The organism is Secundilactobacillus muriivasis (assembly GCF_054785195.1).
Genome location: NZ_BAABMI010000015.1, coordinates 16,461 through 41,749, shown reverse-complemented (window position 1 = coordinate 41,749; position 25,289 = coordinate 16,461). Strand labels below are relative to the sequence as shown.

27 protein-coding genes are annotated in these 25,289 nt (G+C 50.9%); 26 read left to right on the top strand and 1 reads right to left on the bottom strand.

Features of this window, described 5'->3' with window-relative positions; all coding sequences use genetic code 11:
* The first annotated feature begins 12 nt into the window (after window positions 1-12).
* The 25 genes from ACYVR3_RS04155 (at window position 13) to ACYVR3_RS04035 (ending at window position 22,606) form a co-directional block, all read left to right on the top strand.
* Entirely contained in the window at window positions 13-1,389 is a 1,377-nt protein-coding gene (locus tag ACYVR3_RS04155; RefSeq protein WP_461243241.1) for a cobyrinate a,c-diamide synthase, read from the top strand.
* Entirely contained in the window at window positions 1,376-2,338 is a 963-nt protein-coding gene (gene cbiB, locus ACYVR3_RS04150; protein ID WP_461243240.1) for an adenosylcobinamide-phosphate synthase CbiB, read from the top strand. The genes ACYVR3_RS04155 and cbiB overlap by 14 nt, the downstream gene beginning before the upstream one ends.
* A 25-nt stretch (window positions 2,339-2,363) precedes the next feature.
* Window positions 2,364-3,008: a cobalt-precorrin-8 methylmutase gene (locus ACYVR3_RS04145; protein ID WP_461243239.1), complete on the top strand. Its 645-nt coding sequence runs from the start codon at window positions 2,364-2,366 to the stop codon at window positions 3,006-3,008.
* An 11-nt stretch (window positions 3,009-3,019) separates the two neighbouring features.
* Window positions 3,020-4,159 carry a cobalt-precorrin-5B (C(1))-methyltransferase CbiD gene (gene cbiD, locus ACYVR3_RS04140; RefSeq protein ID WP_461243238.1) on the top strand — a complete coding sequence of 380 codons (1,140 nt, stop codon included), beginning with the start codon at window positions 3,020-3,022 and terminating at the stop codon, window positions 4,157-4,159.
* Window positions 4,156-4,755, top strand: coding sequence for a cobalt-precorrin-7 (C(5))-methyltransferase (locus ACYVR3_RS04135; protein WP_461243237.1), 600 nt, complete (start codon window positions 4,156-4,158; stop codon window positions 4,753-4,755). Before cbiD ends, ACYVR3_RS04135 begins: the two co-directional genes overlap by 4 nt.
* The gene (locus ACYVR3_RS04130) at window positions 4,748-5,308 is read left to right on the top strand and encodes a decarboxylating cobalt-precorrin-6B (C(15))-methyltransferase (RefSeq protein WP_461243236.1); all 561 of its coding nucleotides are present in this window, start codon (window positions 4,748-4,750) and stop codon (window positions 5,306-5,308) included. The genes ACYVR3_RS04135 and ACYVR3_RS04130 overlap by 8 nt, the downstream gene beginning before the upstream one ends.
* Window positions 5,309-5,313: 5 nt before the next feature.
* Window positions 5,314-6,093 (top strand): cobalt-precorrin-4 methyltransferase, encoded by a 780-nt coding sequence (locus tag ACYVR3_RS04125; protein WP_461243235.1) that lies wholly within the window; start codon window positions 5,314-5,316, stop codon window positions 6,091-6,093.
* Window positions 6,074-7,150, top strand: coding sequence for a cobalt-precorrin 5A hydrolase (locus ACYVR3_RS04120; protein WP_461243234.1), 1,077 nt, complete (start codon window positions 6,074-6,076; stop codon window positions 7,148-7,150). The genes ACYVR3_RS04125 and ACYVR3_RS04120 overlap by 20 nt, the downstream gene beginning before the upstream one ends.
* Window positions 7,151-7,157: 7 nt before the next feature.
* A complete protein-coding gene (gene cobJ / locus ACYVR3_RS04115) occupies window positions 7,158-7,883 on the top strand; it encodes a precorrin-3B C(17)-methyltransferase (RefSeq protein ID WP_461243233.1) in 726 nt (241 codons plus the stop codon).
* On the top strand, window positions 7,880-8,632 hold the full coding sequence (gene cobK / locus ACYVR3_RS04110) for a precorrin-6A reductase (protein ID WP_461243232.1): 753 nt from the start codon (window positions 7,880-7,882) through the stop codon (window positions 8,630-8,632). Before cobJ ends, cobK begins: the two co-directional genes overlap by 4 nt.
* Window positions 8,633-8,653: 21 nt before the next feature.
* Entirely contained in the window at window positions 8,654-10,078 is a 1,425-nt protein-coding gene (cobA, locus tag ACYVR3_RS04105; protein WP_461243231.1) for a uroporphyrinogen-III C-methyltransferase, read from the top strand.
* Complete coding sequence (locus tag ACYVR3_RS04100; RefSeq protein ID WP_461243230.1) at window positions 10,050-10,841, top strand: sirohydrochlorin cobaltochelatase; 792 nt, start codon at window positions 10,050-10,052, stop codon at window positions 10,839-10,841. The genes cobA and ACYVR3_RS04100 overlap by 29 nt, the downstream gene beginning before the upstream one ends.
* Complete coding sequence (locus ACYVR3_RS04095; protein ID WP_461243229.1) at window positions 10,841-11,551, top strand: cobalt-factor II C(20)-methyltransferase; 711 nt, start codon at window positions 10,841-10,843, stop codon at window positions 11,549-11,551. The genes ACYVR3_RS04100 and ACYVR3_RS04095 overlap by 1 nt, the downstream gene beginning before the upstream one ends.
* Before the next feature lie 245 nt (window positions 11,552-11,796).
* The gene (locus ACYVR3_RS04090; RefSeq protein ID WP_461243228.1) at window positions 11,797-13,308 is read left to right on the top strand and encodes a cobyric acid synthase; all 1,512 of its coding nucleotides are present in this window, start codon (window positions 11,797-11,799) and stop codon (window positions 13,306-13,308) included.
* Window positions 13,301-13,774 (top strand): precorrin-2 dehydrogenase/sirohydrochlorin ferrochelatase family protein, encoded by a 474-nt coding sequence (locus tag ACYVR3_RS04085; protein ID WP_461243227.1) that lies wholly within the window; start codon window positions 13,301-13,303, stop codon window positions 13,772-13,774. Before ACYVR3_RS04090 ends, ACYVR3_RS04085 begins: the two co-directional genes overlap by 8 nt.
* Before the next feature lie 3 nt (window positions 13,775-13,777).
* Window positions 13,778-15,070 carry a glutamyl-tRNA reductase gene (hemA, locus tag ACYVR3_RS04080; protein ID WP_461243226.1) on the top strand — a complete coding sequence of 431 codons (1,293 nt, stop codon included), beginning with the start codon at window positions 13,778-13,780 and terminating at the stop codon, window positions 15,068-15,070.
* On the top strand, window positions 15,060-15,971 hold the full coding sequence (hemC, locus tag ACYVR3_RS04075; RefSeq protein WP_461243225.1) for a hydroxymethylbilane synthase: 912 nt from the start codon (window positions 15,060-15,062) through the stop codon (window positions 15,969-15,971). The genes hemA and hemC overlap by 11 nt, the downstream gene beginning before the upstream one ends.
* A gap of 54 nt (window positions 15,972-16,025) precedes the next feature.
* The gene (gene hemB, locus ACYVR3_RS04070; RefSeq protein WP_461243224.1) at window positions 16,026-16,994 is read left to right on the top strand and encodes a porphobilinogen synthase; all 969 of its coding nucleotides are present in this window, start codon (window positions 16,026-16,028) and stop codon (window positions 16,992-16,994) included.
* 20 nt (window positions 16,995-17,014) lie between these two features.
* Window positions 17,015-18,310, top strand: coding sequence for a glutamate-1-semialdehyde 2,1-aminomutase (gene hemL, locus ACYVR3_RS04065; RefSeq protein ID WP_054734566.1), 1,296 nt, complete (start codon window positions 17,015-17,017; stop codon window positions 18,308-18,310).
* Between the two features lie 2 nt (window positions 18,311-18,312).
* On the top strand, window positions 18,313-19,053 hold the full coding sequence (locus tag ACYVR3_RS04060) for a hypothetical protein (RefSeq protein WP_461243223.1): 741 nt from the start codon (window positions 18,313-18,315) through the stop codon (window positions 19,051-19,053).
* Between the two features lie 5 nt (window positions 19,054-19,058).
* Window positions 19,059-19,652 carry a bifunctional adenosylcobinamide kinase/adenosylcobinamide-phosphate guanylyltransferase gene (locus tag ACYVR3_RS04055; RefSeq protein ID WP_461243222.1) on the top strand — a complete coding sequence of 198 codons (594 nt, stop codon included), beginning with the start codon at window positions 19,059-19,061 and terminating at the stop codon, window positions 19,650-19,652.
* A 14-nt stretch (window positions 19,653-19,666) separates the two neighbouring features.
* Window positions 19,667-20,428 carry an adenosylcobinamide-GDP ribazoletransferase gene (locus tag ACYVR3_RS04050; RefSeq protein WP_054734575.1) on the top strand — a complete coding sequence of 254 codons (762 nt, stop codon included), beginning with the start codon at window positions 19,667-19,669 and terminating at the stop codon, window positions 20,426-20,428.
* Window positions 20,428-21,015 carry a histidine phosphatase family protein gene (locus ACYVR3_RS04045; protein ID WP_461243221.1) on the top strand — a complete coding sequence of 196 codons (588 nt, stop codon included), beginning with the start codon at window positions 20,428-20,430 and terminating at the stop codon, window positions 21,013-21,015. The genes ACYVR3_RS04050 and ACYVR3_RS04045 overlap by 1 nt, the downstream gene beginning before the upstream one ends.
* 16 nt (window positions 21,016-21,031) lie before the next feature.
* Window positions 21,032-21,748 (top strand): uroporphyrinogen-III synthase, encoded by a 717-nt coding sequence (locus ACYVR3_RS04040; protein ID WP_461243220.1) that lies wholly within the window; start codon window positions 21,032-21,034, stop codon window positions 21,746-21,748.
* Window positions 21,749-21,898: 150 nt separating this feature from the next.
* Window positions 21,899-22,606 carry an MIP/aquaporin family protein gene (locus ACYVR3_RS04035; protein WP_054734581.1) on the top strand — a complete coding sequence of 236 codons (708 nt, stop codon included), beginning with the start codon at window positions 21,899-21,901 and terminating at the stop codon, window positions 22,604-22,606.
* A 912-nt stretch (window positions 22,607-23,518) separates the two neighbouring features.
* Here ACYVR3_RS04035 and ACYVR3_RS04030 read toward each other — a convergent pair.
* Window positions 23,519-24,637, bottom strand: a complete 1,119-nt coding sequence (locus ACYVR3_RS04030; RefSeq protein ID WP_461243219.1) for a helix-turn-helix domain-containing protein — start codon at window positions 24,635-24,637, stop codon at window positions 23,519-23,521.
* A gap of 324 nt (window positions 24,638-24,961) precedes the next feature.
* Between ACYVR3_RS04030 and ACYVR3_RS04025 the strand changes: the two genes are divergently transcribed.
* Entirely contained in the window at window positions 24,962-25,255 is a 294-nt protein-coding gene (locus tag ACYVR3_RS04025) for a BMC domain-containing protein (protein WP_054734591.1), read from the top strand.
* Window positions 25,256-25,289: the final 34 nt, after the last annotated feature.

The following is a 25,289-nucleotide window of genomic DNA, read 5'->3' as shown; positions in this document are numbered from 1 at the left end:
AGGTGACGGACGTTGAAGAAACTACTGATTGCGGGCGCGACGAGTGGTTCTGGTAAGACTAGTGTGACGTTAGCCATCTTGGCGGCGTTACACAAGCAGTACCGAATTCAGCCTTATAAAGTAGGTCCTGATTACGTGGATACGAAGTTTCATTCTCGAATCACCGGTCGTCAGTCACGCAACATCGACAGTTTTTTGGTACCAGATCCGCAAACGTTACGGCAGTTGTTTGCGCGAGACACCGGGGATGTTGATTTGGGATTGATCGAAGGGGTGATGGGCCTGTACGACGGGCTTGGCACGGATAAGGACGCCCATTCAACCGCCAGTATTGCCAAACAGCTAGACGTCCCCGTGATTTTAGTTGTTAACGCTCGGTCAGCTTCAACCTCGGTTGCCGCTATTGTGAAGGGGTTTATGACCTTTGATCCGGCGGTCCCAATTGCGGGGGTGGTGGTCAATAACGTGATGAGCGAGAACCACTATCAGCTGATCAAAGGGGCCATCGACCGTTATGTTGGGTTACCAGTATTAGGGTATTTGCCCTTTAAAAAAGAACTGGCCCTACCTTCTCGGCAACTTGGGTTGGTTCCCGATAATGAGTTGCCCGAGATCGACAGTAAGATTGCAGCGCTGGGTGAGTTAGCAACTAAACATCTGGACTTAAACCGACTCTTGGCGTTGGCTGGGATGAGTACGACCATTGAAAATCCGCAACCGTTAGCCCGTCAGCGCGTTCAATTACGGTTAGGCATTGCCCAAGACGATGCGTTTAGTTTTTACTACCAAGACAACTTGACCGCGCTGCGAGAAGCGGGGGTGACATTGATACCGTTCAGTCCGATTCACGATGCGAAGTTGCCGGACGTTGATGCGCTGTACCTTGGTGGCGGTTATCCAGAGGAGTTTGCCGAACAACTGGCAGCTAACGGCACCATGAAACAGTCGATTCGAACATTTTCCGAAGCTGACAAGCCAATCTACGCCGAGTGTGGTGGCCTCATGTATCTGGGCCAAAAATTGATCACGGCAGACGGGACGTTTGACATGGTCGGCATCTTCAATGGCGATAGCCAGATGACGCCACGCTTGAAGCGGTTTGGTTACTGTCAGGCAACGCCAAGAACAACCACGGTGTTAGGTGACGCCGGAACGGTCATTTACGGCCATGAGTTCCATCACTCGGTTTTTACCACGCATGACACCCAGCTAAAACCAGTCTTGGAAATGGAAAAGGTCCGCGATGGCCAGACAGTGGCGACTTGGACTGGTGGGTATCAGGTTCGCCGGACGTTCGCCAGTTACCTGCACGTTCACTTTTATCAAAGCCAAGCGTTGTTTGAACGCTTGCTGCAACAGTTAGGGGCGGTGCGTGATGCAACTGATTAGCATGATCGTGATTGGTTTTGTGCTCGACTTGCTACTAGGTGATCCACCGAGTTGGCCGCACCCCATTAAGGTGATTGGCCACGCCATCGGTGGTTTGACCAAGCTGTTTAACCGACCGAAGTACGCCGCAACAACGCGCCAATGGTTAGGGTTATTGATGTGGGTCATCATCGTTGGTGGCACTTGGTTGATCGTAGCTGGCTTGATGTGGTTGGTCCGCGACGTGCTCTGGTTGAAACTGGTGCTCGGTAGCTACCTGTGCTACACCTGCCTTTCAATCAAGGGACTGGCAGTTGAAAGTCGTAAAATCATGGCAAGTTTAAAGGCGGATGACCTGGAGAAGGCCCGTTATCAGGTAGGAATGATCGTTGGCCGTGATACAGCGGCACTTTCTGGTGAGGACGTTTGCAAAGCCACCATTGAAACGGTGGCGGAAAATACCAGCGACGGGGTCATCGCACCGCTGCTATTTCTAATTATCGGTGGCCCAGCACTGGGACTGGCCTATAAAGCAGTCAACACGCTGGACTCAATGGTTGGGTATCAAAATGAAAAATACCGGGATATCGGCCGAGTGCCGGCGCGTCTCGATGACGTGTTCAATTACATTCCGGCGCGGTTAACGTGGCTGTTTCTGGTGATTGCCAGTGCGCTGTTACGGTACGACGTTCACAAGGCGGTTTCAGTTGGTTTGCGTGACCGGGAGCACCATAAAAGCCCTAATAGTGGCTTTTCAGAATCGGTTGTGGCGGGTGCACTCAACTTACGGTTGGGTGGTCCCCACTACTATTTCGGCGAGTTAGTGCCCAAACCCTACATCGGTAATGCGGATGCCGGGCCGGCGGATGCGCACGCTATTAACCAAACTTTGAGGCTATTGTACACTGCGTCAACGCTGGGCTTAATTGTTGTGATTGGCGTTCGCTGGAGCATTTTAGCACTGTTGTAACAACGAGTGAGAAGGAGGGATTGTCGTGACGGACTACATCACGATTCCAAATCAAATTACGGATAAGAGTTTTGAAATGATTCAAGCTGAAATTGATCAAATCGCACCGAATTACCACTTTGAATCACCGGTTGAAGAAGCAACAATCAAGCGGGCGATTCACACCACGGCGGACTTTGATTACTTGCATAACCTAAAATTTACCCATGATGCAATCAGCAAAATTGCCCACGTCATCACCAATGGTGGCACGATTTTTACCGATACCACCATGGCGTTATCAGGGATCAATAAGCGTAAGTTGGATGCGATTGGCTGTCATTATCACTGTTATATCAGCGACCCGGCGGTATTTGACCGGGCGAAGCAACAGGGAATCACCCGCTCCATGGCAGCTATTGAATTGGCGGCGGAAGTGCCAACTGAGAAGCTGTTTGTGGTGGGGAACGCCCCAACAGCCCTCTATAAGATTCTTGAAATGACCCAGGCCGGTACGCTGAAGCCGGATGCTGTGATTGGGGTGCCAGTTGGGTTCGTGGAAGCTGCCGAAAGTAAGCAAGCGCTCTACGAAAGTGAAATTCCCGCAATCGTTGCGTTAGGTCGCAAGGGTGGCAGTAACTTGGCTGCCGCAATGGTCAACGCGGTGCTGTACAACTTAGATTTAGTTTAGGCGGTGAGTAGATGCCAGCGGCAAAGGATGAGAATGATTATGTGTACTATAACGGTCGCAAGCTCCGAAAGGGCTACACGACTGGGACGACGGCAACAGCGGCGGCGGTGGCAGCGGCCAAAACGATTTTAGAACAACAGGCCACTACAACGGTTCACGTGAACGCCGCCAACGGTCAACCCGTTGACTTTGAAGTTCAGGATTGTCAGTTTGATGACCGGTCCGCACGAGTTGCCATTACCAAGGACGGCGGTGATGATCAGGATGCCACTGATGGGATGCTGATTGTTGCCACTGTGACGTTGCGCTCGGATGCCGAAATCACCCTCGATGGGGGTCAGGGCATTGGGCGGGTCACGCAGGAAGGTTTAGCAAACAAGCCGGGAATGCCAGCAATTAACCCGACGCCGTATAAGTTGATCCAACAGGGCGTTCGGCAGGTAATAGGCGATGACCGAGGTGCGGACATCGTGATTTCGGCGCCCGAAGGTGAACGGGTGGCCAAACTGACTTACAACCCGAAATTGGGCATCGTTGGCGGCATTTCAATTCTTGGGACTAGTGGCATCGTCACGCCGATGTCCGAAGAGAGTTGGAAACACTCGATTTCGATTGAAATGAATATTCACCGCAAACGTGGCGATACTGCCTTGATCCTGACGCCCGGCAACTACGGTGAGGATTTTCTAACCGGTGAGATGCACATCGGCACCGAAAAACAAGTTCAGATGAGTAACTTTGTTGGTTACGTATTGAAGGAAGTTCAGCGGTTGGGCTTCACCAAGCTGCTGATCGTTGGCGACCTTGGCAAAATGATTAAAGTTGCCGGGGGCATTTTCTCCACCCACAGTAAGGATGCGGATGCCCGAGCTGAAATTATGGTGGCCAACTTAGCACTGCTGGGCGCACCGGTTGAGTTGTTAAAGCAGGTCAACGATTGTTTAACGACGATCTCGATGATCAAGCTCGTCAACGAAGCCGGTTACCAAGCGGTTTACCAAGTGTTGGTGGATAAGATCAAGGGCCGGGCCGAGAAACTACTGGCGCACCGGGAACCCCACGTTGACATTGACGCGGTGATTTTTTCCCGCGATACCGGCTTTTTGGCGGCAACACAACCACTAGCAGTGATTGAGGAGGCTTGGCAATGATTACGGTACTTGGCATTGGCCCAGGGAACTCGTACTTAATGTTGGCCGGCACCCAGCGGTATTTGGAAGACGCCACGCTGGTCATTGGGTCTAAGCGGCAACTGTCGCTTTTTCCCCAAGTTGCTTCTAAGCAGTTATTGCTGCCGAAATTAAGCGTGCTCCGGGAGTTATTGGCGACTCGGCTGGACGATAACGTGGTGCTGTTGGCTTCTGGTGATCCACTCTTGTACGGCATTGGCACCTGGGCGTTTCATCAATTTGGTCGGGCGCGGGTTCAAGTCGTGCCGGGAATCAGCTCGATTCAGTACCTGTTTCACCAAACCGGGCTGTCCATGAACGAGTGTTACTTCACTAGTAGTCATGGTCGGGTGCCGGACTTCGATTTTCTACTGATGCACGACACAATTGGCATGGTAACGGATGACAAGATTGGGCCGTACGAAATTGCCCAAGCAATCGTCAAACGGCACCAGCACCGACAAGTGATCGTGGGTGAGATGCTCAGTTATCCAGAGGAAACCATTACAACCTATCCGGCAGAAGCAGTTGAACAACGAGACTATCAAATGAACGTGGTGATTATAACAAATGCGTGATGAACTCTTTTTACGAACGAAGGTCCCGATGACCAAGGCGGAAGTCCGGGCCATCAGCATCGACCACCTGCGATTACAGGGAAAACAGCAGTTTCTCGATATTGGTGCAGGAACTGGTAGCGTGAGCCTACAAGCAGCGTTGATGTACCCCGATTTACAGGTGACCGCAGTTGAAAAAAGCGATGCGGCAATCGATATTATGCGGCAAAATATGGCCCAGTTTGGGACGACTAATCTGAATTTGATTCAGGGCGAAGCACCAACAGCCATTCCGGATCAACAGTACGACGCCATTTTCGTTGGCGGCAGCGGCAGCAACCTCGATGAGATCATCGACTTTGCGTTAGCCCACCTGACAGTGGGTGGCGCGTTGGTCCTGAACTTTATTTTGCAGGAAAATGCGTTACAGGCCTATCAGTATTTGACCACGAAAAACGTGACCGATTTAGACATGACAGAAGCGCGAATCGCCAAATGGCACGCGCTCGGCAAGGGTCACTACTTTAAACCACAGAATCCCACGCTGATCATCAGCGCAACTCGAAAGGACTGAACAAAATGACATTAGTAAGCTTTGTTGGGGCAGGTCCCGGCGATAAAGATTTGATCACATTAAAGGGGTACCGGCGGCTTTCGGAAGCTGACGTCGTGATTTACGCGGGCTCGTTAGTGAACCCAGCGCTCCTCGACTACTGTAAGGCTGGTGCGGTTAAATCCGATAGTGCCAGTATGACGCTAGAAGACATCATTAACCAAATGGCTGAGGCCGTTGCGAATGACCAAACGGTGGTCCGGCTTCAAACCGGTGACTTCTCAATCTATGGGTCAATTCGCGAACAAATCGAAGAATTGAAGAAGCGTAACATCGGTTATGAATGTATCCCAGGAGTCAGCTCCTTCTTGGGCGCTGCTTCCAGTATGGGTGTTGAATACACAGTGCCAGATGTTGCCCAGTCGGTGATCATTACCCGAATGGCCGGCCGGACACCAGTGCCAGAAAGCGAATCACTGAAATCGTTAGCGCAACACCAAACTTCGATGGTGATCTTCTTATCCGTTCAAGGCGTTCGCAAAGTGGTTCGGGAACTATTGGCAGGCGGTTACACCGAAGCCACCCCAGCAGCCGTGATCTACAAAGCCACTTGGCCAGAAGAAAAGATGGTCAAAGGCACCTTAGGCGACATTGCCGATAAGGTGAAGGAAGCCGGGATTCGTCGAACGGCGCTGATCATGGTGGGTGAGTTCTTAGGCGACGAGTACAACTACTCCAAACTCTACGATGCTCAGTTTACGCACATGTACCGGAAGGGTGTGCCGGATGACAGCGACAACCAGTAACACTAAGGTCGCCGTCATTGCATTGACGGTTCACGGCGCGACGTTAGCGCGGCGGTTGAGCCAAGCATTAGCCAGTCAGTTAGTGTTACCCGCCCGGTTCGCACAACCCGGAGAACAGTCGTTTGAAAAGGGCATGTTCACTGCTACTTGTCAGCGGCTATTTCGAGATGTTGATTGTGTCATTTGCGTAATGGCGACGGGAATTGTGGTTCGCACGATTGCACCGTTGATTACTGACAAGACGGTTGATCCAGCGGTACTGGTGATTGATGAACAAGGTCACCACGTGATTAGCCTGTTATCAGGACACGTTGGTGGTGCCAACGCCTGGACAACTCAGGTGGCAACGATTTTGGACTCGGATCCGGTGATCACCACCGCAACCGATACCGAAAACGTACAGGCGCTAGACACGCTGGCTCAGCGGGTGAATGGCTGGTATCCGGAATTCAAGCGCAACACTAAACGGTTTAACGGTTTATTGGCGGCGGGAAAGCCCGTTGCCATTTACGTTGACCCGGTCTTTCGGCCCCAACTCACTGATTTAAGGGGCTGGACGGTGGTTGAACGCGTTGCTGACGCGCCAGCCGGGGTACCGCTTGTGATCGTGTCTGATCGGACTGATTTTGAGAAACGTGCTGACACGTTACCAGTGATTCCGCGGCTGAATGCCTTAGGAATCGGGTGTCGCCGAGATGTAACGACCCAAATGATGCAGGACACCTTTACTAAATTCTGCGCTGCCCATCACTTGGCTTGGCGGTCGATTGCCCAACTCGGATCGATTGATGTTAAGCAGCACGAAGCCGCTATTCAGATGTTGTCAGCCACGCTAAACGTGCCGGTTAAATTTTTCACCGCTGACACGTTACGACCAGCAAGTGCGCACTATCCCGAATCGGCCTTCGTGGCGAAAACAGTGGGGGTGGGCAACGTGGCAGCCGCCAGTGCGGAAGTATTAACGGGGCACTTAGCGGTGACGGACCGGTTTGCCCAAAACGACATTACCATGGTGTTAGGACGCCAACTCGAAAACATAAACAACTTAAAAGGATGATGATGACATGTTATACATTGTTGGCTTAGGCCCAGGTTCACGAGACTTAATGACCCAAGAAGCCCTCGACGTGATCAAAAAAGTGCATACGATCGTGGGGTACGCAACCTACGTGCGGTTGATCCGCGACATGCTGGAAGGTAAGGAATTAGTCGTTACCGGGATGCGCGGTGAAGTTGAACGCTCCAAGAAGGCGATTGAAATTGCTGCCAGTGGTGAAGACGTTGCCATTATTTCTAGCGGTGACGCCGGCATCTACGGGATGGCGGGGTTGGTCTTAGAATTAGCCTCCAAAATGGAACAGCACATTGACGTGCGCGTCGTCCCTGGTGTCACGGCTAGTATTGGTGCAGCGGCTGCGTTAGGCGCACCGCTCATGAACGACTTTTGCCACATTAGTTTGAGCGATTTGATGACCCCTTGGGACGTGATCAAACAGCGGGTTGACGCCGCAGCGAAGGCGGATTTCGTTATCTGTCTCTACAATCCACGTAGCAAAGGGCGGCCAAACAATTTACGTGAAGCCCTAGATATTATGTTGAAATACAAGTCACCGGACACCGTTGTGGGTCTTGGAAAGGACGTTGCCCGTAAGAACGAGATCGAAACGATCACCACGATCAAGGATCTCAACGAAGAAGACGTTAACATGACCACCATCGTCATCGTGGGGAATCAAAACACCTACGTGGCTGATGGTCGCATGATCACCCCACGGGGCTACACTCTATGATTTTGTTACTTGGTGGGACGAGTGAAAGTCTGGCGGTTGCGGACTGGTTAACGGCGCACCAACGGCCGTTCATCTTATCGGTGACGACCGACTACGGTGCCACTTTGGCCCGACAGCACGCCCAGCAGGTTTCAGAAGCGGTGCTGACACCGGCGACGTTCAGCCACTTTTTTGAAACGCACGCGATTACGATGGTTCTTGATGCGACTCACCCGTTTGCGTGGGTCATTTCAACCACCATCATCGAGGCCGCTGCAACGGCGGGCATTCCTTACTTACGGTTTGAACGCGAGGACGGATTAAAATCCAGCGCGAACCTAGTTTTAGTTGACAGTTTGACGCAAGCCTGCGACTATCTTAAACAACGGGTCGGAACAGTGTATCTATCAACGGGTAGTAAAACAGCCGCTGATTACGCCGACCAGCTAGGTGTCGACCGGCTGCACGTTCGGGTGTTACCGACGACCGGCGTCATGACGTTGTTGACGGCGGCCGGGTTTAACTCCGGTCAAATCGACGGGATTCGCGGGCCCTTCACGGTGCAGTTAAACGTTGAGCTGTTTGAACGCGCCAACGCCATTGCGGTGGTGACCAAGGAAAGCGGTCGTCGCGGCGGCGTTCAGGAAAAGATGATGGCCTGTGATCAGTTGGGCATTCCCTGCATCGTCATTCGGCGACCAGCAGTCGATTACCCGCAGCGCGTGTCGACCCTAGCAGATTTAGCACGGTATTTTACCGCGACAAACTGAGTGTGATGGAGGATGTTAAGTATGAGTGGACGCGTTTCTTTGATTGGTGCCGGGCCAGGAAATCCGGAGTTGTTGACGTTGCTAGCCCAACGGCGGTTAGCGGAGGCTGACGTAATCGTTTATGATCGGTTGGTCAATCCCGCGTTGTTAGCGCCCTATGCGGCGGAAAAAATTGACGTTGGGAAGTTACCCCATCACCACAAGGTCAGTCAGTATCAAATCAACGATATGTTGGTTGAACTTGCGCAGTCGGGTAAGCGGGTAGCGCGGCTTAAAGCGGGCGACCCCTACGTCTTTGGCCGGGGTGGTGAAGAAGGACAGTACCTGAAACAACACCACGTGGCTTTTGAAGTGGTGCCCGGGCTAACCAGTGCGATTGCTGGGTTAGCGGCAGCGGGAATCCCCATTACTCACCGGGACTACGCCTCAAGTTTTCACGTGATCACTGGTCACCGGAAGGCCGAGGGTAAGGAACTGGATTGGGCCAACATTGCGCACCAGGAAGGGACCCTCGTGTTCTTGATGGGCATGGAACAACTGGCCACGATTGCCGACCAACTGGTGACCAACGGGATGCCAGCGACGACACCCGTAGCGGTTATTCAGTGGGCGACCCACTGGAAGCAGCGGTCGGTCTCAGCAGATTTAGCAACGATCGTGGACGTGGTTGCAGCGGCCAAAATTGGTGCGCCGGCGTTGATCGTTGTCGGCGGTGTTGTAAAACTGATGCCTGAGTTACAACCACAATTGGCACTACAGGGCTTGCACCTCTTGATTCCGTTTAAAGCCGAATCAAAGTTGTTTGCGGCATTGCAAGATGAGGGTGCCTCGGTCAACTACTTTGATCGACGCAAGAAACAACCTCGTGCAGTGGCGTTACCAGATATGACAGCTGGTGGCACGCTGGTGATCACCGACTTTGCGGCGTTCCATTATTTCCAACAACAGTTACTCACGCTGGGCGTTGATGGTCGGAGTTTGAACCACTGGCAACTGGTGGCAATGAACCGGGTGGTCGCCACTCGGCTACAAGAAACCGGGCTGTTGGCAGATGCCTTATATGATGAACAACAGTTGGATCTGACCCAGCCCGTTGTTTACCTTGGTGAACAGGCCGCGCTGGCCCAGTTGAATGGTCCAGCAACGGCCCAGTACTTGGCAACTTATGAAAGTATTGCAGTGCCACAATCGGTGGATCTAGCGGACTTTCACGCGGTTGTTTTCCCAAGTTCAGCCTCGGTCAACGACCTGTATGCCGGTTGTGATGCCGCTCAACGTGCGCAACTGCAAACGATGACCTGCTTTGCGATGGGCCAAACGGTTGCCGATGAATGTCAAAAATTAGGTTTGCACGCCATCGTGGCGGCTCCAAGTTATGATGACGTGATTCAAGCCGTTAAAAAGGAGTTTTCAACGGATGAGTCGAATCGCGTTACTGGTCGTTAGCTTCGGTACGACCTACAAACAAACGCGCCAAAAAACGATTGCGGCAACGGAACAGGCCTTTCAACGGGCCTTTCCAGAAGCGGACGTTTTTCGCGCCTTTACCTCTAAAATTGTGATTTCACGAATTCAGCAGCACGAAGGGGTGGTTGTGGCTACCCCGGCACAAGCCCTTGAAAAGATCCAAGCGGCTGGCTACGATACGCTGTACGTCCAGTCGTTACACCTGATTCCGGGCATCGAATACCACCAACTGTTACAGCAGGTTCGCAAAGTGACGCCGGCGTTTAAACAGGTGGTCATCGGCAAACCATTGCTAGAGACCTTTGAAGATTACCAACAAGTGGTCACCTTTTTAGAGCAGTTGCACCAACCATTGGATAAAAATGCGGCCGTCCTCTTTATGGGACATGGGACTGCGCATCATGCCTTTACTGCGTACGCCTGCTTAGATTACATGTTGCGGGGCACCCGGCACTACGTTGGGGCAGTTGAAAGCTATCCGGATATTGACTTAGAACTGGCGCGACTAAAGGCAAATGGCATCACTAAAGTGACGTTACAACCGTTGATGTTGGTGGCCGGCAACCATGCGCATCAAGACATGGCTTCGACCCAACCAGAGTCGTGGCGTTCAAAGTTAGAGGCGGCTGGTATCAAGGTGGCCAGTGACCTCACTGGGATGGGCGAGTATCCAGAGATTCAAAACCTATTCATTGCACACCTTAAACAACAACTCAATCAACAAGGGACGGTGACGGCATAATGGCAACGTTTTATGGTATCGGGGTAGGCCCCGGTGACAGTGATTTATTAACCCTCAAGGCAGTCAACACGCTGCAGGCGTTAGACATTTTATACGTGCCTCAAGCACATAAGGGACAGGCAAGCGTGGCGGAACGAATCGCAATGCCACACTTACCCGCAACCTTAGTGGTGAAACGCCGGCATTTTCCAATGGTCAAAGACCTGACGGAAAAGCAGCAAAGTTGGCGTGAAATTGCGACTGAAATCGTTGCTGACGTTCAGGATGGCAAAAACGTTGGCTTTGTGACGTTAGGCGATCCAAGTGTTTACAGCACTTACAGCTACCTCGTAGAACTGATCGATCATCAAATCGACGTTCAAACGATTGCGGGGATCTCGGCGTTTTCGCAAATTGCCGCCAGCATCTCCGTGCCGCTGACGTTGGATGACGAACTGCTAGAAGTGTTACCGGCAACCGCAGACCTCACCACGATTGAAAAGGCCATCGACGTCAACGATAACGTGGTCATCATGAAGATTTCGGCGAACTTCCCGGCGATTTACGATTTGTTGGCACAACGCGACCTGTTGCAACACGCCATTTTGATTTCAAATGCCTCGATGGACCAACAGACCAAGCGGACGTTAGCCGACATCGCGCCGACGGAGAAGTTACCGTATTTCTCAACCCTATTATTGAAGAAACGGGTGCAGTTTGCGGCTGAATAGCGTGACTTCGTTTTGATATTTAAAGCGTTCTGGCGACGTGGCAGTGCCGAAACGGTGCAAAGCCACGTCAGTCGTTGTGTTATCGGTGATAAATCAAATTAATCAGGCAACGGTGACGTAATGGACGCAACGTTTTCTAATCAACGTTTAATATGATATAAATAAAGTACGTGTCATTTCAGGTTAAGCTGGAAGTGATACGCTGGCGGGGCTTCGGTCGCCGTCGTATTTTGGGAGGGACTCACATGGGTACACAATCGATCATGTTTCAGGGGACGGCGTCAGATTCCGGCAAGAGTTGGGTGGCTGCTGGCCTATGTCGAATTTTACATAACCGTGGCTTAAAGGTGGCGCCCTTTAAATCTCAGAATATGGCGTTAAATTCCTACATCACGAGTGACGGCAAGGAAATGGGCCGGGCTCAGGTTTTTCAAGCGGAAGCTGCCGGTATCGCACCAGATGTGCGGATGAACCCGCTGCTGTTGAAGCCCTCAACCGATCAGGATTCTCAAGTCGTTTACATGGGTAAGGTGCTCAGTAACATGAGTGCGGCAGCCTATCAGGACTACAAACCCCAGTTGAAGCAACAGATCTTTGAAACCTACCGTTCATTGGCTGATGAAAACGACGTGATGGTGCTTGAAGGCGCCGGCAGTCCAACGGAAATCAACTTGAACGAGCGTGATATCGTTAACATGGGGATGGCTGAAATTGCGGATGCACCGGTAATCTTGGTAGCCGATATTGATAAGGGCGGGGTTTACGCCTCAATCTACGGCACCATTAAACTGTTACCAGAAGCTGACCAACGCCGGTTTAAAGGCATCATCATCAACAAGTTCCGCGGTGACGCCACCTTATTAGAATCAGGTAACCGAATGATTGAAGAACTGACGGGCGTGCCGGTGATTGGCGTTGTGCCCATGACGGATGTTGACTTAGATGAAGAAGATAGTGTGGTCTTGGCTCGTAAATCCCGGACAAAGGATAGCACGAAGGCGTTAGACGTTGCCGTGCTGGCATTGCAAAAAATCTCTAACTTTACTGATTTTCATAGTCTAGAGATTCAACCCGATGTGTCGGTCCGTTACGTGGTTCGACCAGAAGAGTTGGGCCACCCAGACTTATTGATTTTACCGGGTAGTAAAAATACCAATCAGGATATGGCCGCCCTGCGTGAACAGGGCTTTGTGCCATTGATCCAACAACTGCATACCGATGGCACCCAAATTATCGGCATCTGCGGTGGTTACCAAATGCTGGGCACCCAGATGTTTGATCCCAACCACGTGGAGTCTGATCTGTCGCAGCAAGCCGGCTTTGGTTTGCTGGATACCACGACCACCTTTACGGGTGAGAAGACGACGACCCAAGCCGTTGCCCGACATCGCGATATCGAACTGCACGGTTACGAGATCCACATGGGCGAGACGGTGCTAGGACCGACTGCAAAACCATTTTCGACGATTATCGAAAATAACGGCCAACCGGTTGATCGCCCAGACGGCGCCGTTGACGCCGCTGGCCGGGTATGGGGGACTTATCTTCACGGTATTTTTGATAACACCGCTTGGACCCGTCACTTACTTGACCAACTACGGCAGGCGAAGGGGTTACCGGTTTTGCATCAGAGTAGTCCCGCAATGGCGGCCTACAAGGAAGCCCAGTACGAGAAACTTGCTAAGGTGATCGAAGCCAACGTTGATATGGCTAAACTTGATCAAATCTTGGCCGATTCAGCTAAAGGAGATGCGTAACGTGAAACACCCATACCCAATCAACATCGACCTGAGTCGAAAAGCGGTCGCCGTTGTGGGCGGTGGTGCCGTCGCAACGCGAAAGATTCGGGCACTATTGGATGCCGCGGCCAACGTGACGGTGATCAGTCCGGTGTTAGCGCCGGAAATCGACACGAGCCAAGTGACTTGGCGACAAAAACGTTATGAAACTGGCGACATCCAGGCGATGGATATGATCATTGCCTGTACGGATGACGCCGCGGTGAACGCTCAAATTACGCGGGACGCCACGCATTTTCAACTGGTGAATAACGCTAGTGATAAGACCCAGTCGGACTTTTTTAACGTGGCGAAGCTTGAAGATGAGACGTTACTGTTAACGGTCTCGACAAAGGGCAAGTCGCCAGCAACGGCGAAACGCATCAAACAAACACTCCGGCGCTGGTTAGACGATCAGCACTGGTTTAAAGGGGAGGATCAGTAAACCATGTTTGTCATTTACGTGAGTTTAAATTATCAGCAATTACCAATTGATATTCGCGAACAGCTGGTCTTTGCCAAGGAGGACCTAGACAAGGCCAACCAACTGTTAAATAGCGAAAAAAGTATCTTAGAAAACGTGATTCTATCGACCTGCAACCGGACGGAAATTTACGCGGTGGTCGATCAGATTCATACCGGGCGCTACTACCTGAAACGGTTTCTCGCCAACTGGTTCCACGTGACGATTGATCAAATGACTGAGTGGTCCGTGATTGGCACCAAGGAAGACGCCGTCGCCCACGTAATGCGGGTGGCGACTGGTTTGGAATCGCTGATCATGGGTGAACCGCAAATTTTGGGTCAGTTGAAGAACGCCTTCTTTACCGCCCAGAAGGATGGGACGACTGGTGTGATTTTAGACCATCTGTTCCAAGAAACGATTGCCTTTTCAAAGCGGATGCACACCGAATATCGGGTCAGCGAGTTGGCGAAAACGTCTGGTCAAACTGGGTTACATCAAATCAAGGTACAACTCCAAAATTTGACTGGGAAACAACTCGTAATCGCCGGCATGGGCGAAGTCGGGACTCACGTACTGAAAAATGCCAGCACGATGGGCTTTGACCAGATCACCGTGTTGAACCGAACGGATGCGAAGGCGACTCAGTTGGCGGCGGATTACGACGCAACCGTTCAAGCGGATGCGTGGTCGGATCTACCCACGGCGGTCGCTGATGCTGATGCAGTCATCTTATCGACAGCCGCTAAGGAACCGGTACTTTCCGCACAGGCGCTTCAAACGACGCGGCCTAAGTTAAAAGTGATGATCGACTTGGGGGTGCCGCGTAACGTTGATGCCCAGACGTTACCAGCTGACGTGACCTACTATGACATTGATCACTTAACTGAAATCATTGCCCAGAATCAACAGACTAAGGATGCGATGATGACCGCCATTGCTGAAAATGTGCCGGCAGCGGTGAACGACTTTTACGTTTGGCAACGGCAGCTTCACGTGGTGCCGGTCGTTCGTGAGTTGCGGGAATCAGCGTTGAGCGTTGAAAAAAACGTCTATGACAGTTTGTTACGCAAATTGCCAGAACTGGATGCCCATCAACGTAAGGTCATCAGCAAGCACATGAAGAGTATCATTAATCAGATGATCAAGGGCCCCATCAAGGAAATCAAGGAGTTGTCGGTTCGCGATGATGCGGCGTTAGATTTAGCCTTTTTCTGCCAGATTTTTGGCCTCGCAACGGATGACGTTTTACAGGAGGACAGTCACCATGAAAAATAAGTTTACCGTGGGGACGCGCCGGAGCCAGTTGGCGCTGTGCCAAACGAACCTCGTGGTTGCCGCACTGCAGGCACAATTTCCCGATGTTGAAATCACGGTGAAGGAAATCGTGACGCAGGGTGACCGCAACCTCAAGGATAGCCTCCAAAAAATTGGTGGTAAGGGCGTTTTCGTCAAGGAAATCGAACACGATTTACAGACGAACGAAATTGACTTTGCGGTTCACAGTCTCAAGGATGTCATGCCGGTACTGCCGGATGATTTGACGATTGGCTCGATTCCGAAGCGCAACTCGCCCTTTGATTGTTTGATCACACCCAAGCCGGTTGCGAGTTTAGCAGATCTACCGCAAGGCGCTCGCATCGGCACCAACAGCCTACGTCGGCAGGGCCAGTTGTTGCACGCTCGACCAGATATTGCCATTATTCCGATTCGGGGGAACGTTGAGACCCGAATCAACAAAATTGAGAGCGAGCACTTGGATGGCGTCGTGTTGGCCGAAGCCGGCCTTAACCGGTTGGACTTTGACTTGACGGGGCTGTACCGCATCAGTTTGAAGGACGTGATTTTGCCCGCAACTGGACAGGGTGCGATTGCCATCGAGTGTCGGAAAAACGACGCCGATACGTTGGCGTTGCTGCACAGCATTGAAGACGCCGCGACCCGAACTAGCGTTGTGGTTGAGCGCGACTTTCTGCGCGAACTTGGCGGGAGCTGTACGTACCCGATTGGGGCGTATGCTTACTTGGAAGCCGACACCCTGCATTTTCACGGGTTGGTTGCCTCGACTGACGGCCAGCACCTGTTTACGAAGCATCAGACAGGAGTTGCCGGTGACCAGTTAGGCCGCAAAACCGCCCAAGCGTTGATTGCGGAAGGCGCGTTGAAATTCATTGAATAATTCGCTATGCTGGAATTAACTTAAACTAAATGATTGAGAAAGAAGATTGTTATTATGGTAAGTTTTGATCGTCACCGTCGTTTAAGAAGTAGTGCTGCTATGCGTGATCTCGTTCGCGAGACGCACTTAGCCAAGTCTGATTTGATCATGCCCGTGTTCGTGGACGCCACGATCACCGGTAAGGAAGCCATCGACTCCATGCCCGGGATCTACCGTTTCGGCTTGGATTCGATTTTGGATGAAATCAAGGAAATCGTGGACTTAGGCATTGAATCGATCATCATCTTCGGGATCCCCGACCACAAGGATGACCTCGGTACTGGTGCTTGGGAAGCGGATGGCATCGTGCAACAAGCCATTCGTAAAATCAAGGCCGCATACCCTGACCTAATCGTCATCGCCGACACCTGCATGTGCGAATACACGTCAACCGGTCACTGTGGCATCGTCAAGGATCACGAAGTCTTGAACGATGAGTCACTCAAATACAACACGAAGACCGCCGTTAGCCAAGTTGAAGCCGGCGCCGATATGGTTGCCCCTTCAAACGCCATGGACGGTTTCGTTGCCGCGATTCGGGCAGGCTTGGACGAAGCGGGTTACGAAAACACGCCAATCATGGCTTATTCAGTCAAGTACGCTTCTAGCTTCTACGGCCCATTCCGGGACGCTGCGGATGGCGCACCAACCTTTGGTGATCGTAAGGGTTACCAGATGGATCCTGCTAACCGGTTGGAAGCCCTTCGTGAAATGACCAGTGATGAAGCAGAAGGTGCCGATTTCACGATGGTTAAGCCAGCGATGGCGTTTTCTGATATTATTAGAGATGTTCGGAACAATACCAACCTGCCATTGGTGGCCTACAACGTGTCTGGCGAATACGCCATGGTGAAGGCCGCCGCGCAAAACGGTTGGATCAACGAAGAACAGATCGTTAACGAAGTGCTGGTCGGCTTGAAGCGGGCTGGTGCGGACTTGATCATCACGTATTTTGCTAAAGAAGTTGCTGCTCGTATGAAGTAGCCAAAGGGAGTGCTAATTTAATGAAGCAGTTTGAAAATTCCAAGCGGGCCTTCGCTGAAGCCAGCGAATACATGCCGGGCGGGGTCAACAGTCCGGTTCGGGCCTTTAAGAACGTCGGTGGTGACCCACTGTTCATCGAACGGGGCAAGGGTGCCCACATCGAAGACATTGACCACAATGTGTTCATCGATTACGTGTTATCGTGGGGGCCGTTAATTTTAGGTCACGCCGATGACCAAGTGGTGGCGGACCTCCAAGCCGCAACCGCCAAGGGGACCAGTTATGGTGCCCCCACCGAACTTGAAACGGAACTTGCCAAAAAGATCCAAAGCATCGTGCCGTCAATGGAAATGATGCGGATGGTGTCTTCCGGGACTGAAGCCACGATGAGCGCGATTCGCTTAGCTCGGGGCTACACCCACCGGGAAAAAATCGTCAAATTCATCGGGAACTACCACGGCCACAGTGACTCACTGTTAGTCGATGCCGGGTCTGGGGTTGCGACGTTCAACATCAACACCTCACCAGGGGTGCCAAAGGACTTAGCTTACGATACGTTGACTGTGCCCTATAACGATGTTGAAGGCGTGAAGGCGGTTTTTGAAGCCAACGGTGACGATATCGCCTGTGCCATCGTGGAACCAATCGCCGGCAACATGGGCGTCATTCCAGGAACGCAGGAATTCCTGCAAACCTTGCGTGACGTGACAACGGCTCATGGGAGTGTTTTGATCTTTGACGAAGTGATGTCTGGTTTCCGGGCAGCCTACCACGGCGCTCAAAGTCTCTACGGGATTACCCCTGACCTGACGACATTAGGTAAGGTCGTTGGTGGCGGGTTACCCGTTGGGGTCTTCGGTGGTCGTCGTGACATCATGATGAACATCACGCCAGCTGGGAACGTCTACCACGCTGGTACCTTGTCTGGTAATCCACTGGCGATGACCGGTGGCTTGAGTACGTTAGCCCAGTTAAACGAGTCGTTGTACGCTGAAATGAGTGCGAAAACGACCCGCTTAGTCGAAGGCATCAAACAAGCTGCTGACGCGCACAACGTGCCAGTAACGGTGCACCACGTAGGCACCATGTGGAGCTACTTCTTCAACGCCGGTCCAGTCAACAACTTTGATGACGTGCAGGCCAGCGACGTGGCGTACTTTGCGAAGTTCTACAAGCAATTGCTCCAACAAGGCATCTACACGGCACCATCACAATTTGAAACCAACTTCATGTCCAGCAAACACACGGACGACGACATTCAAGCCACGATCAACGGCTTTAACGCCGCGTTTGATGCGGTCGAAAACGAGGACTAATAATGACAACAACACAATTTCGCGATCTTTCATTAATACCGCTAACGGCAACCGAAACGTTAGTGATTGCTTGTGATAGTAGCGCCGGAATTGGGGAGAAGCAAGCGGACGTGGTAGCGATTGACCCAGCTATTACGGCCGCTTATTCTTTGCGAGTCCCCTTACTGGAGCTTCTATGTTTTGGCGCAACGCCGGTCGCCATTACGGATACGATCGGTAACGAACTACACCCAACCGGAGAACGAATCATTTCGGGCATCCGGGGCGAAATGCAGCGAGCGGGTTTAGCTGATTTACCACTGAACGGCAGTACCGAAGATAACATGACCACCCTCACCACCTCAATTGGCGTAACGGTGGTGGCCCGGATCGAAACGGCGAAGCTACCAGTGGTCGGTCAACACGAACTGGCCGTCTTTCAGATGGGGACGCCGTACGTTGCGGCTCAAGTGGTGGCGCACCTAGACAGTATTTTTAGTTATGACGCGGTTCGACAACTAGTCCAGCGTGATGACGTGGTGGACTTGCTGCCAGTTGGGTCAAAAGGGGTGGCGAACGAAACGGCACAGATGGCGCAAACTCACGGTCTGAACGTTGAGGCCACCGTTGATTTGACTGATGAGGCATTCACTCAATCAGCCGGACCGGCGACGGTGTTACTGGTCGGCGTGCGCGCGGACCAAGCACCCCAATTTCAAGCGGCTTATCCGGATTTGATTCGGGTAGCGACTTTGCGGAGGTAATCAAGATGACAGGACAGTTAACCTTAGTGACCGGTGGTGCCAAGAGCGGTAAATCGGTCTTTGCAGAACAACAGTTGTCAGATGACGACCAAGTCTGTTACATTGCGACCGGTGTGATGACGGCGCCAGACCCGGAGATGCAACTCCGGATCAAGACCCATCAACAACGCCGCTCCGATAAGTGGACCACTGAGGAACGCTACGAAGACGTGGCGGGCTTTATTCGGTCGCACCAGTTTGACGGGTACTTGTTAGACGATGCCACTATGCTGATCACGAACCGCTTTTACCAAATGATGCTGGCGCAAGCTGATCAACAGGGACAGCCGTTAGATGACGTGATCGAGCAGATGGGGCGCGATGAAATCGCCGAAGTGGGTGACGTGATCTTTAACGATTGGCAAGATATCGTGACCGCGTTACGCGAAACCGACCAGTCGATGTTCATTGTGACCAACGAAGTGGGGCTGGGCATTGTGCCGGCAACCAAGCAGACACGTATTTTGCGCGATTTATACGGGCAGGTTAATCAACGCCTCGCTCAAGCGGCCGACCACGTTTACTTTGTGATCAGCGGGCTGCCACAAAAATTGAAATAGAAAGGTGTTTGATCATGGGACAAGCGATGATTTTATTCACGCAATTTTTCACCCGGATCTCCGTCCCAATTGAGATTCCGGACGCAACGAATAAGTTTAAACAAAATATTCAGTACTTTACCTTTTTTGGGTTCTTGGTAGGGTGCGTTGAAGCTGCTATTTTTTGGGTGTTTACCCTAATTTTTCCACTCTGGTTTGCCTGGATCCTCTACTGGATCACGGACGGGTTGATCACGGGTGGCTTTCACTTGGATGCGCTGGCGGATACGGCGGATGGCTTGTATTCGTCTCGTGCACCGGAGAAGATGCGCGCTATTATGAAGGACAGTCGGTTAGGGACGATGGGGAGTTTGGGCCTGTTGTATTTTTACCTGATCGTCATTAGTTGTGGCATCATCATTGCGCCACAGTTGCCACTATGGCAGTTGGTGGGCTTAACGGCCGTGACCACGATGATGGCCAAGACCGGGATCGCCGTTTTGTTTTATAAAATGGTGTACAACGGCAGTGGCCCCAGCCTATCCAGTTTATGGGTCGGCGTTACCACTTGGCGCATCATTGTCGCCCAGATTTTTTCAATTATCGTGATTGGCGCTATTTTACAAATCCCGGGTTTGATCGCCTACGCAGTTGTGATGGTGTTGGCCTACTTTTACCGGCGGTTCCACATTCACCTGTTGCACGGGTTCAGCGGGGATACGATCGGCGCTTACGGTGATTTATCACAGGTGATTTTCTTGCTGGTTTACGCTGGCTTAGCGGGAGTGATGTTGTAATGCACCTATTAGTGACGCGTCATGGTGAAACGGCGCTTAACAAACAAAAGAAGTTTTATGGGTCGCTGGATTGTCCGGTGGATGCGCTGGGCGAGACCCAGGCAGCGCAGTTAGCCGAGAAATTGGCGAATGTACCAATCGATGTAATGTTGCGAAGTGACATGCTTCGCACGGCGCAAACCGCCGCACCAATCATTGCCACCCACCCGACAACTGAGGTCCGCATCGATGCTCGGTTAAATGAAATGGGCTTTGGGAAGTGGGAAGGGTTGAATGCTGACGAGATTCAGGCTGCATACCCGCAGGATTGGCAAACATGGCTGGATCACCCGTTTGAGGCGTTTCCAACGGGCGCTGAATCGTACCCGGTGTTTAAGACCCGGGTGTTGGCGGCTCTTGATGACTATCAAGACCTCATTAATAGTGATCTAACGGTATTGCTGGTCGCCCACCTTGGCACGTTGCGGACGTGGCATCAACACTGGTTCCCAGACACGACTTATTGGGATCTGCATTTTGAGGCAGGGTGTTACTCGACGTATGAGGTGACGGCGAACTCGGCGACGTTAACGGGATTGAATTTGTAAGAAAGCTGGTGTTGAGATGGGGTTTCTAATCACATATCCGCAAGAAAAGGTGGCGCCGGACCTGCAGGCGCAGTTAGCGGCGGTAGCGCCAACGCAATATGTGCCGTTACGCCATTTGACGCCAGTGACGCTCACGGCTACGGATGAGCATTTGATTGCAATGAGTGACGTGCTCGTGTTGACCAGTCCATTTGCACTTACGGTGTACCTTGACCGGCTGCGAGACTTAGCACCGCTGGCAACCGTTGCGGTTTTGAGTCAGAAAATGGCCGCTAAGTTAACGAAAGCTGGCGTGCAACGATGCATCGTGGCGCCGCAAGAGAATCAGGCCAGTTTGCAACGCGTGCTCCAAGACTATCCGGCGGGCACGATCATGACGTGGCTCCGGGGCAATTTAACGGTGGCACATGCCATGAATCAGCTCCCAAAATTACAAATGGTACAGGTGTATCAAAATACTTGGTCGAAGGCGCAAACACAACTTGTTGCCAACCAACTGGCCGCCCCAATTACCAGAATTTTAGTCACCAGTCCCGCTAGTTTTCAGCGCTTGCAACAAGTTATACAACTAGTTCCGGCGAAATTTGGTCAAATTACCTACTATGTTTTAGGAAAAAGTACCCTGGAAATAATCCGTGATACGCACCAATCAGTGATTGGACCGACCCAAATGAAAGCGGTTTTAAGGCAGATGCTCCAGAAAATGTGCTGTGATGAAGCCGAATCGCGGTAAAATTTTGACTTGTTATATTTTTTTGTGATAAAGAATTAAATTTGTGCGGAAAAAGAGCCAAAAATATTTCAGATAAAGCGCTTTCAAATATGCTAAACTAAGAACTGTTAATTGTGAATTAACAAACTAATATAAAGGTGGGTGTCACTTATGGATGGTTTTATCGGTGAATTTTTCGGAACCGCTATCCTAATCCTTTTGGGGGCCGGTACTGGTGCCGGACTTAACTTGAAGAAGACCTATTCAAGAGGATCTGACTGGACCTATGTCTGCTTGTCTTGGGGTATGGCCGTTACGATGGGGGTTTACGTTGCTGGTTTGTTAGGCTCAGATGGGCATTTAAATCCAGCTGTTACGATTCCATTTGCAATTTTTGGTCTCTTTCCTTGGCATGAAGTTTTGCCTTATCTTGCTGGTCAATTCTTGGGTGCGTTCGTCGGAGCAGCGCTTGTTATGGTTGCATTCGGGGCACACTTCAAAGAATCTAACGGCGCAGAAGAAGGTAACACAGTCGGTATCTTCGCTACTGCACCAGCAATTGCATCGCCATTATTCAACTTCTTCTCAGAAGTTATTGCAACATTCGCGTTTGTCTTTATTCTGTTGAACTTAGGTGACTTTACGACTGGTTTGAAGCCATTAGTTGTTGGTTTCTTAATCTTCGTTATCGGTACTGGTTTAGGGACGACCACCGGGTTCGCCATCAACCCAGCTCGTGACTGGGGTCCACGGTTTGCCTACACGGTTATTCCTTTACCTGGCAAGTCCTCAGCAAATTGGGGCTACTCCTGGGTACCAATGTGTGGCCCACTTGTAGGTGGCTTCATTGCTACTTGGATCGAATCACTGGTTCACTAATACTCACTTTGACACCATCCACTTGTTGGGTGGTGTTTTTGTGTACACTTGTGTCCAGCGTAAGCATTCTTGTGTTTAATTTGTGAAGTTCGGCGATTTGCGTGGACTGGCGATTCCGGTAGGCGACTAGGTTCCTGCTGTGGGGCCGGCCTGAGCCGAAGGGCGGTCTCAGACCTCGAAGTTAAGCCTCGCCACAACCCACGCGAGTCTTAACTTCGTCCCCGATAATTGGCGGTTGTTGGAAGTTCGTCAACAACCACCAATTATCGCGACACAGCATCCACCTAGTCGCCTACCCGCATCTCACATTGCGCAATTCGGTGCTATTGCAGATCATCTCAAATGCTTAACTGCACGGTTGACTACGGGATTACAACAATTGATGTTAATTCGACAAACGTGGCACGCAATAGCATGCGTACAATCGTTGATTCATTGCGGTTACTGAACATTGACCACAATCGTTTCTGCAGTTGTTGAGTTACCTGCTAACGTTCTCGGCAAGCAGTTTCGTCAACTTCAGCATGTGACAGTCAGCAGTTCTGGTACTGACAGCGCACCATGTAGCGGGAGGCGGAGGCGCGCGGGGCTCAGCAGTGTCGGTATGACTTGGGCAGTCGTGCCCCGTGGGGTTCGGGGTGCGAGTGCCTTAGTCATACGCGGGTCCGGAGAGATCCGGCATGGAAGTGGTTTTCTTCCATTCCTAGCTCGTAGGCCCGCCACTGCGTTCCAGTCCCCGCATAGCGTCGGAGCCTCCCGCGGCATCTTCCCACTATAGAAAACCAGAATCACTGAACTTCACAAACTAAATATGCTTACGCTGGAGACACAAGCGACAGCACAAAAAGCGTCACCCGCATTTGCGGGTGACGCTAATTTCATATCTAAGGTGATATACAGAACCGCTACGAACTAGTTTGGATTGGTCATGTAGGCGGTGTAGATCCACTGCACAACGGATTTGCCTTTCACGCTGACGGCGCTAGACGGAATCGTTGGTTGTTTGCAGTCGATGGTGTAGATCCAGCCACGGGCACCCGTGGAATCGGCGAGGTTATCGATGTTGTTGATGTAAGGATAGCCGTTGACTGGTTGTGAGAAGTAGCTGATGTGGTTCTTTTGGAAGAAGCGTTTGGACACATCAAAAACGGTATCAGTTTCCTTCCAGGTCATGTCCCGGTGAATCGTGTAGATTTTTTGAATCGACGTGTTTTGGTGTCGATATTCGGAAGGGGTCAACCCAGTCCGTTGTTTAAAAATCTTGGTAAAGTAGCTGGTTTGCGAGAAGCCAATTTGGTTGGCAATGTAGTTGACTGGTAACTTGGTCAACGCTAATTTTTCACTGGCAATCGCAATTTTACGGTTGTTAACGTAATCAATGAAATTGACATCCAGCACTTTTTTGAAGATTCGACTGAGGTAAGAGGGCGACAAGAACACTTCTTGGGCGACCTTGGACAGTGAAATTGTGCGGCGAATGTTCTTTTCAATATATTGAATGGATGCTTCAATACTTTGATGAACCCCTTCGCCATCTTCAGAGAAGGCTGAAGGTTCCGTTGTGAACCGGTTTAAATCGGTTTTGACGGGTGTGGTTACTAAGGACTTATCATCTGATGAAGCTGACCGTAAAAAGGTATCAAAGTAGCGAATCTTTGAAAGTTGCTCCATATCAAGGGCGTCCCAAACTGAGACGGTGATATTAAACTGTGGTTCCAAGAGCTGGTTGAAAATGTTTTCCAAGTAGCTACGAGATAGGTAGATCCGTTGTTGCGACACGTCGATTGAATTGCAGATCACGAATCCCCAGAGCCGATGCTCAATCGTGACCGGAAAAATGGCGTAAACTTTGAGTCCTTCTAAGTCGATGTGTTGTTGGACTTCTTCGATCCCCGTGTATAAAGTCCCATCTTTTAGAAGTTGCTCATCTAGCGTGTAAAAAACGGTTTCGATTTGCGTAATCCCTGAAAAAGTATCCACCGCACCGGCGAGGGTTCGGTAGTCTTCCTGTTTCAATGGATAACTGATCATATTGCTACCTCCATGAATGACAAATACTTACTTAATGGAAGCGTTGTCACATTCGTTTGCCTTTAATTCTAGGATAAAAAAGTCCTAAATTCAAGGAAAGTTTCAAAAACTAGTATTATTTTGTACAATTGCTATTTTTTATTGTAAGCGTTTTCCATATTTGTGTTTCGAAAAATCCACTTGATTAAAATATCACAAGGATTATCGCTTATACTGAAAGTGTTTTCAAAACCAATTGGAGATATCCCGGCATCAACGAAGAATCAAGATTACTTGATAATTTTACGAAATTGGGATAGTTCCAAATTTTAGGAGGAAGCTCTTATGGATCAAGAGGCTTTAGGATTAATCGAAACAAAGGGTCTCGTTGCTTCAATCGAAGCTGCGGATGCTATGGTCAAGGCTGCCAACGTTAACTTGGTAGGTCAAGAAAAGATTGGTCACGGATTGGTTACAGTTATGGTACGTGGTGACGTTGGTGCCGTTAAGGCTGCCGTTGACGCAGGGGTACAAGCTGCTGAAAACATCGGCGAAGTTTTATCTAACTACGTTATCCCACGTCCACATACTGACGTTGAAAAGATTCTCCCAAATCCTGATAAGTTATCAGCGGAATAATCAATTACTAGCAGATTGCTAGCTAGTTGATTTT

Excerpts from the sequence above, each read along its gene's own strand:
- ACYVR3_RS04130 (WP_461243236.1), top strand. The coding sequence starts at position 4,748 with ATGCGTGATGAACTCTTTTTACGAACGAAGGTCCCGATGACCAAGGCG.
- hemL (WP_054734566.1), top strand. The coding sequence starts at position 17,015 with ATGAAGCAGTTTGAAAATTCCAAGCGGGCCTTCGCTGAAGCCAGCGAA.
- hemC (WP_461243225.1), top strand. The coding sequence starts at position 15,060 with ATGAAAAATAAGTTTACCGTGGGGACGCGCCGGAGCCAGTTGGCGCTG.
- hemB (WP_461243224.1), top strand. The coding sequence starts at position 16,026 with ATGGTAAGTTTTGATCGTCACCGTCGTTTAAGAAGTAGTGCTGCTATG.
- ACYVR3_RS04090 (WP_461243228.1), top strand. The coding sequence starts at position 11,797 with ATGGGTACACAATCGATCATGTTTCAGGGGACGGCGTCAGATTCCGGC.
- ACYVR3_RS04035 (WP_054734581.1), top strand. The coding sequence starts at position 21,899 with ATGGATGGTTTTATCGGTGAATTTTTCGGAACCGCTATCCTAATCCTT.
- ACYVR3_RS04125 (WP_461243235.1), top strand. The coding sequence starts at position 5,314 with ATGACATTAGTAAGCTTTGTTGGGGCAGGTCCCGGCGATAAAGATTTG.
- cobA (WP_461243231.1), top strand. The coding sequence starts at position 8,654 with ATGAGTGGACGCGTTTCTTTGATTGGTGCCGGGCCAGGAAATCCGGAG.
- ACYVR3_RS04100 (WP_461243230.1), top strand. The coding sequence starts at position 10,050 with ATGAGTCGAATCGCGTTACTGGTCGTTAGCTTCGGTACGACCTACAAA.
- ACYVR3_RS04055 (WP_461243222.1), top strand. The coding sequence starts at position 19,059 with ATGACAGGACAGTTAACCTTAGTGACCGGTGGTGCCAAGAGCGGTAAA.
- hemA (WP_461243226.1), top strand. The coding sequence starts at position 13,778 with ATGTTTGTCATTTACGTGAGTTTAAATTATCAGCAATTACCAATTGAT.
- ACYVR3_RS04025 (WP_054734591.1), top strand. The coding sequence starts at position 24,962 with ATGGATCAAGAGGCTTTAGGATTAATCGAAACAAAGGGTCTCGTTGCT.
- cobK (WP_461243232.1), top strand. The coding sequence starts at position 7,880 with ATGATTTTGTTACTTGGTGGGACGAGTGAAAGTCTGGCGGTTGCGGAC.
- ACYVR3_RS04050 (WP_054734575.1), top strand. The coding sequence starts at position 19,667 with ATGGGACAAGCGATGATTTTATTCACGCAATTTTTCACCCGGATCTCC.
- cobJ (WP_461243233.1), top strand. The coding sequence starts at position 7,158 with ATGTTATACATTGTTGGCTTAGGCCCAGGTTCACGAGACTTAATGACC.
- cbiD (WP_461243238.1), top strand. The coding sequence starts at position 3,020 with ATGCCAGCGGCAAAGGATGAGAATGATTATGTGTACTATAACGGTCGC.
- cbiB (WP_461243240.1), top strand. The coding sequence starts at position 1,376 with ATGCAACTGATTAGCATGATCGTGATTGGTTTTGTGCTCGACTTGCTA.
- ACYVR3_RS04040 (WP_461243220.1), top strand. The coding sequence starts at position 21,032 with ATGGGGTTTCTAATCACATATCCGCAAGAAAAGGTGGCGCCGGACCTG.
- ACYVR3_RS04060 (WP_461243223.1), top strand. The coding sequence starts at position 18,313 with ATGACAACAACACAATTTCGCGATCTTTCATTAATACCGCTAACGGCA.
- ACYVR3_RS04095 (WP_461243229.1), top strand. The coding sequence starts at position 10,841 with ATGGCAACGTTTTATGGTATCGGGGTAGGCCCCGGTGACAGTGATTTA.
- ACYVR3_RS04135 (WP_461243237.1), top strand. The coding sequence starts at position 4,156 with ATGATTACGGTACTTGGCATTGGCCCAGGGAACTCGTACTTAATGTTG.
- ACYVR3_RS04030 (WP_461243219.1), bottom strand. The coding sequence starts at position 24,637 with ATGATCAGTTATCCATTGAAACAGGAAGACTACCGAACCCTCGCCGGT.
- ACYVR3_RS04045 (WP_461243221.1), top strand. The coding sequence starts at position 20,428 with ATGCACCTATTAGTGACGCGTCATGGTGAAACGGCGCTTAACAAACAA.
- ACYVR3_RS04120 (WP_461243234.1), top strand. The coding sequence starts at position 6,074 with ATGACAGCGACAACCAGTAACACTAAGGTCGCCGTCATTGCATTGACG.
- ACYVR3_RS04085 (WP_461243227.1), top strand. The coding sequence starts at position 13,301 with ATGCGTAACGTGAAACACCCATACCCAATCAACATCGACCTGAGTCGA.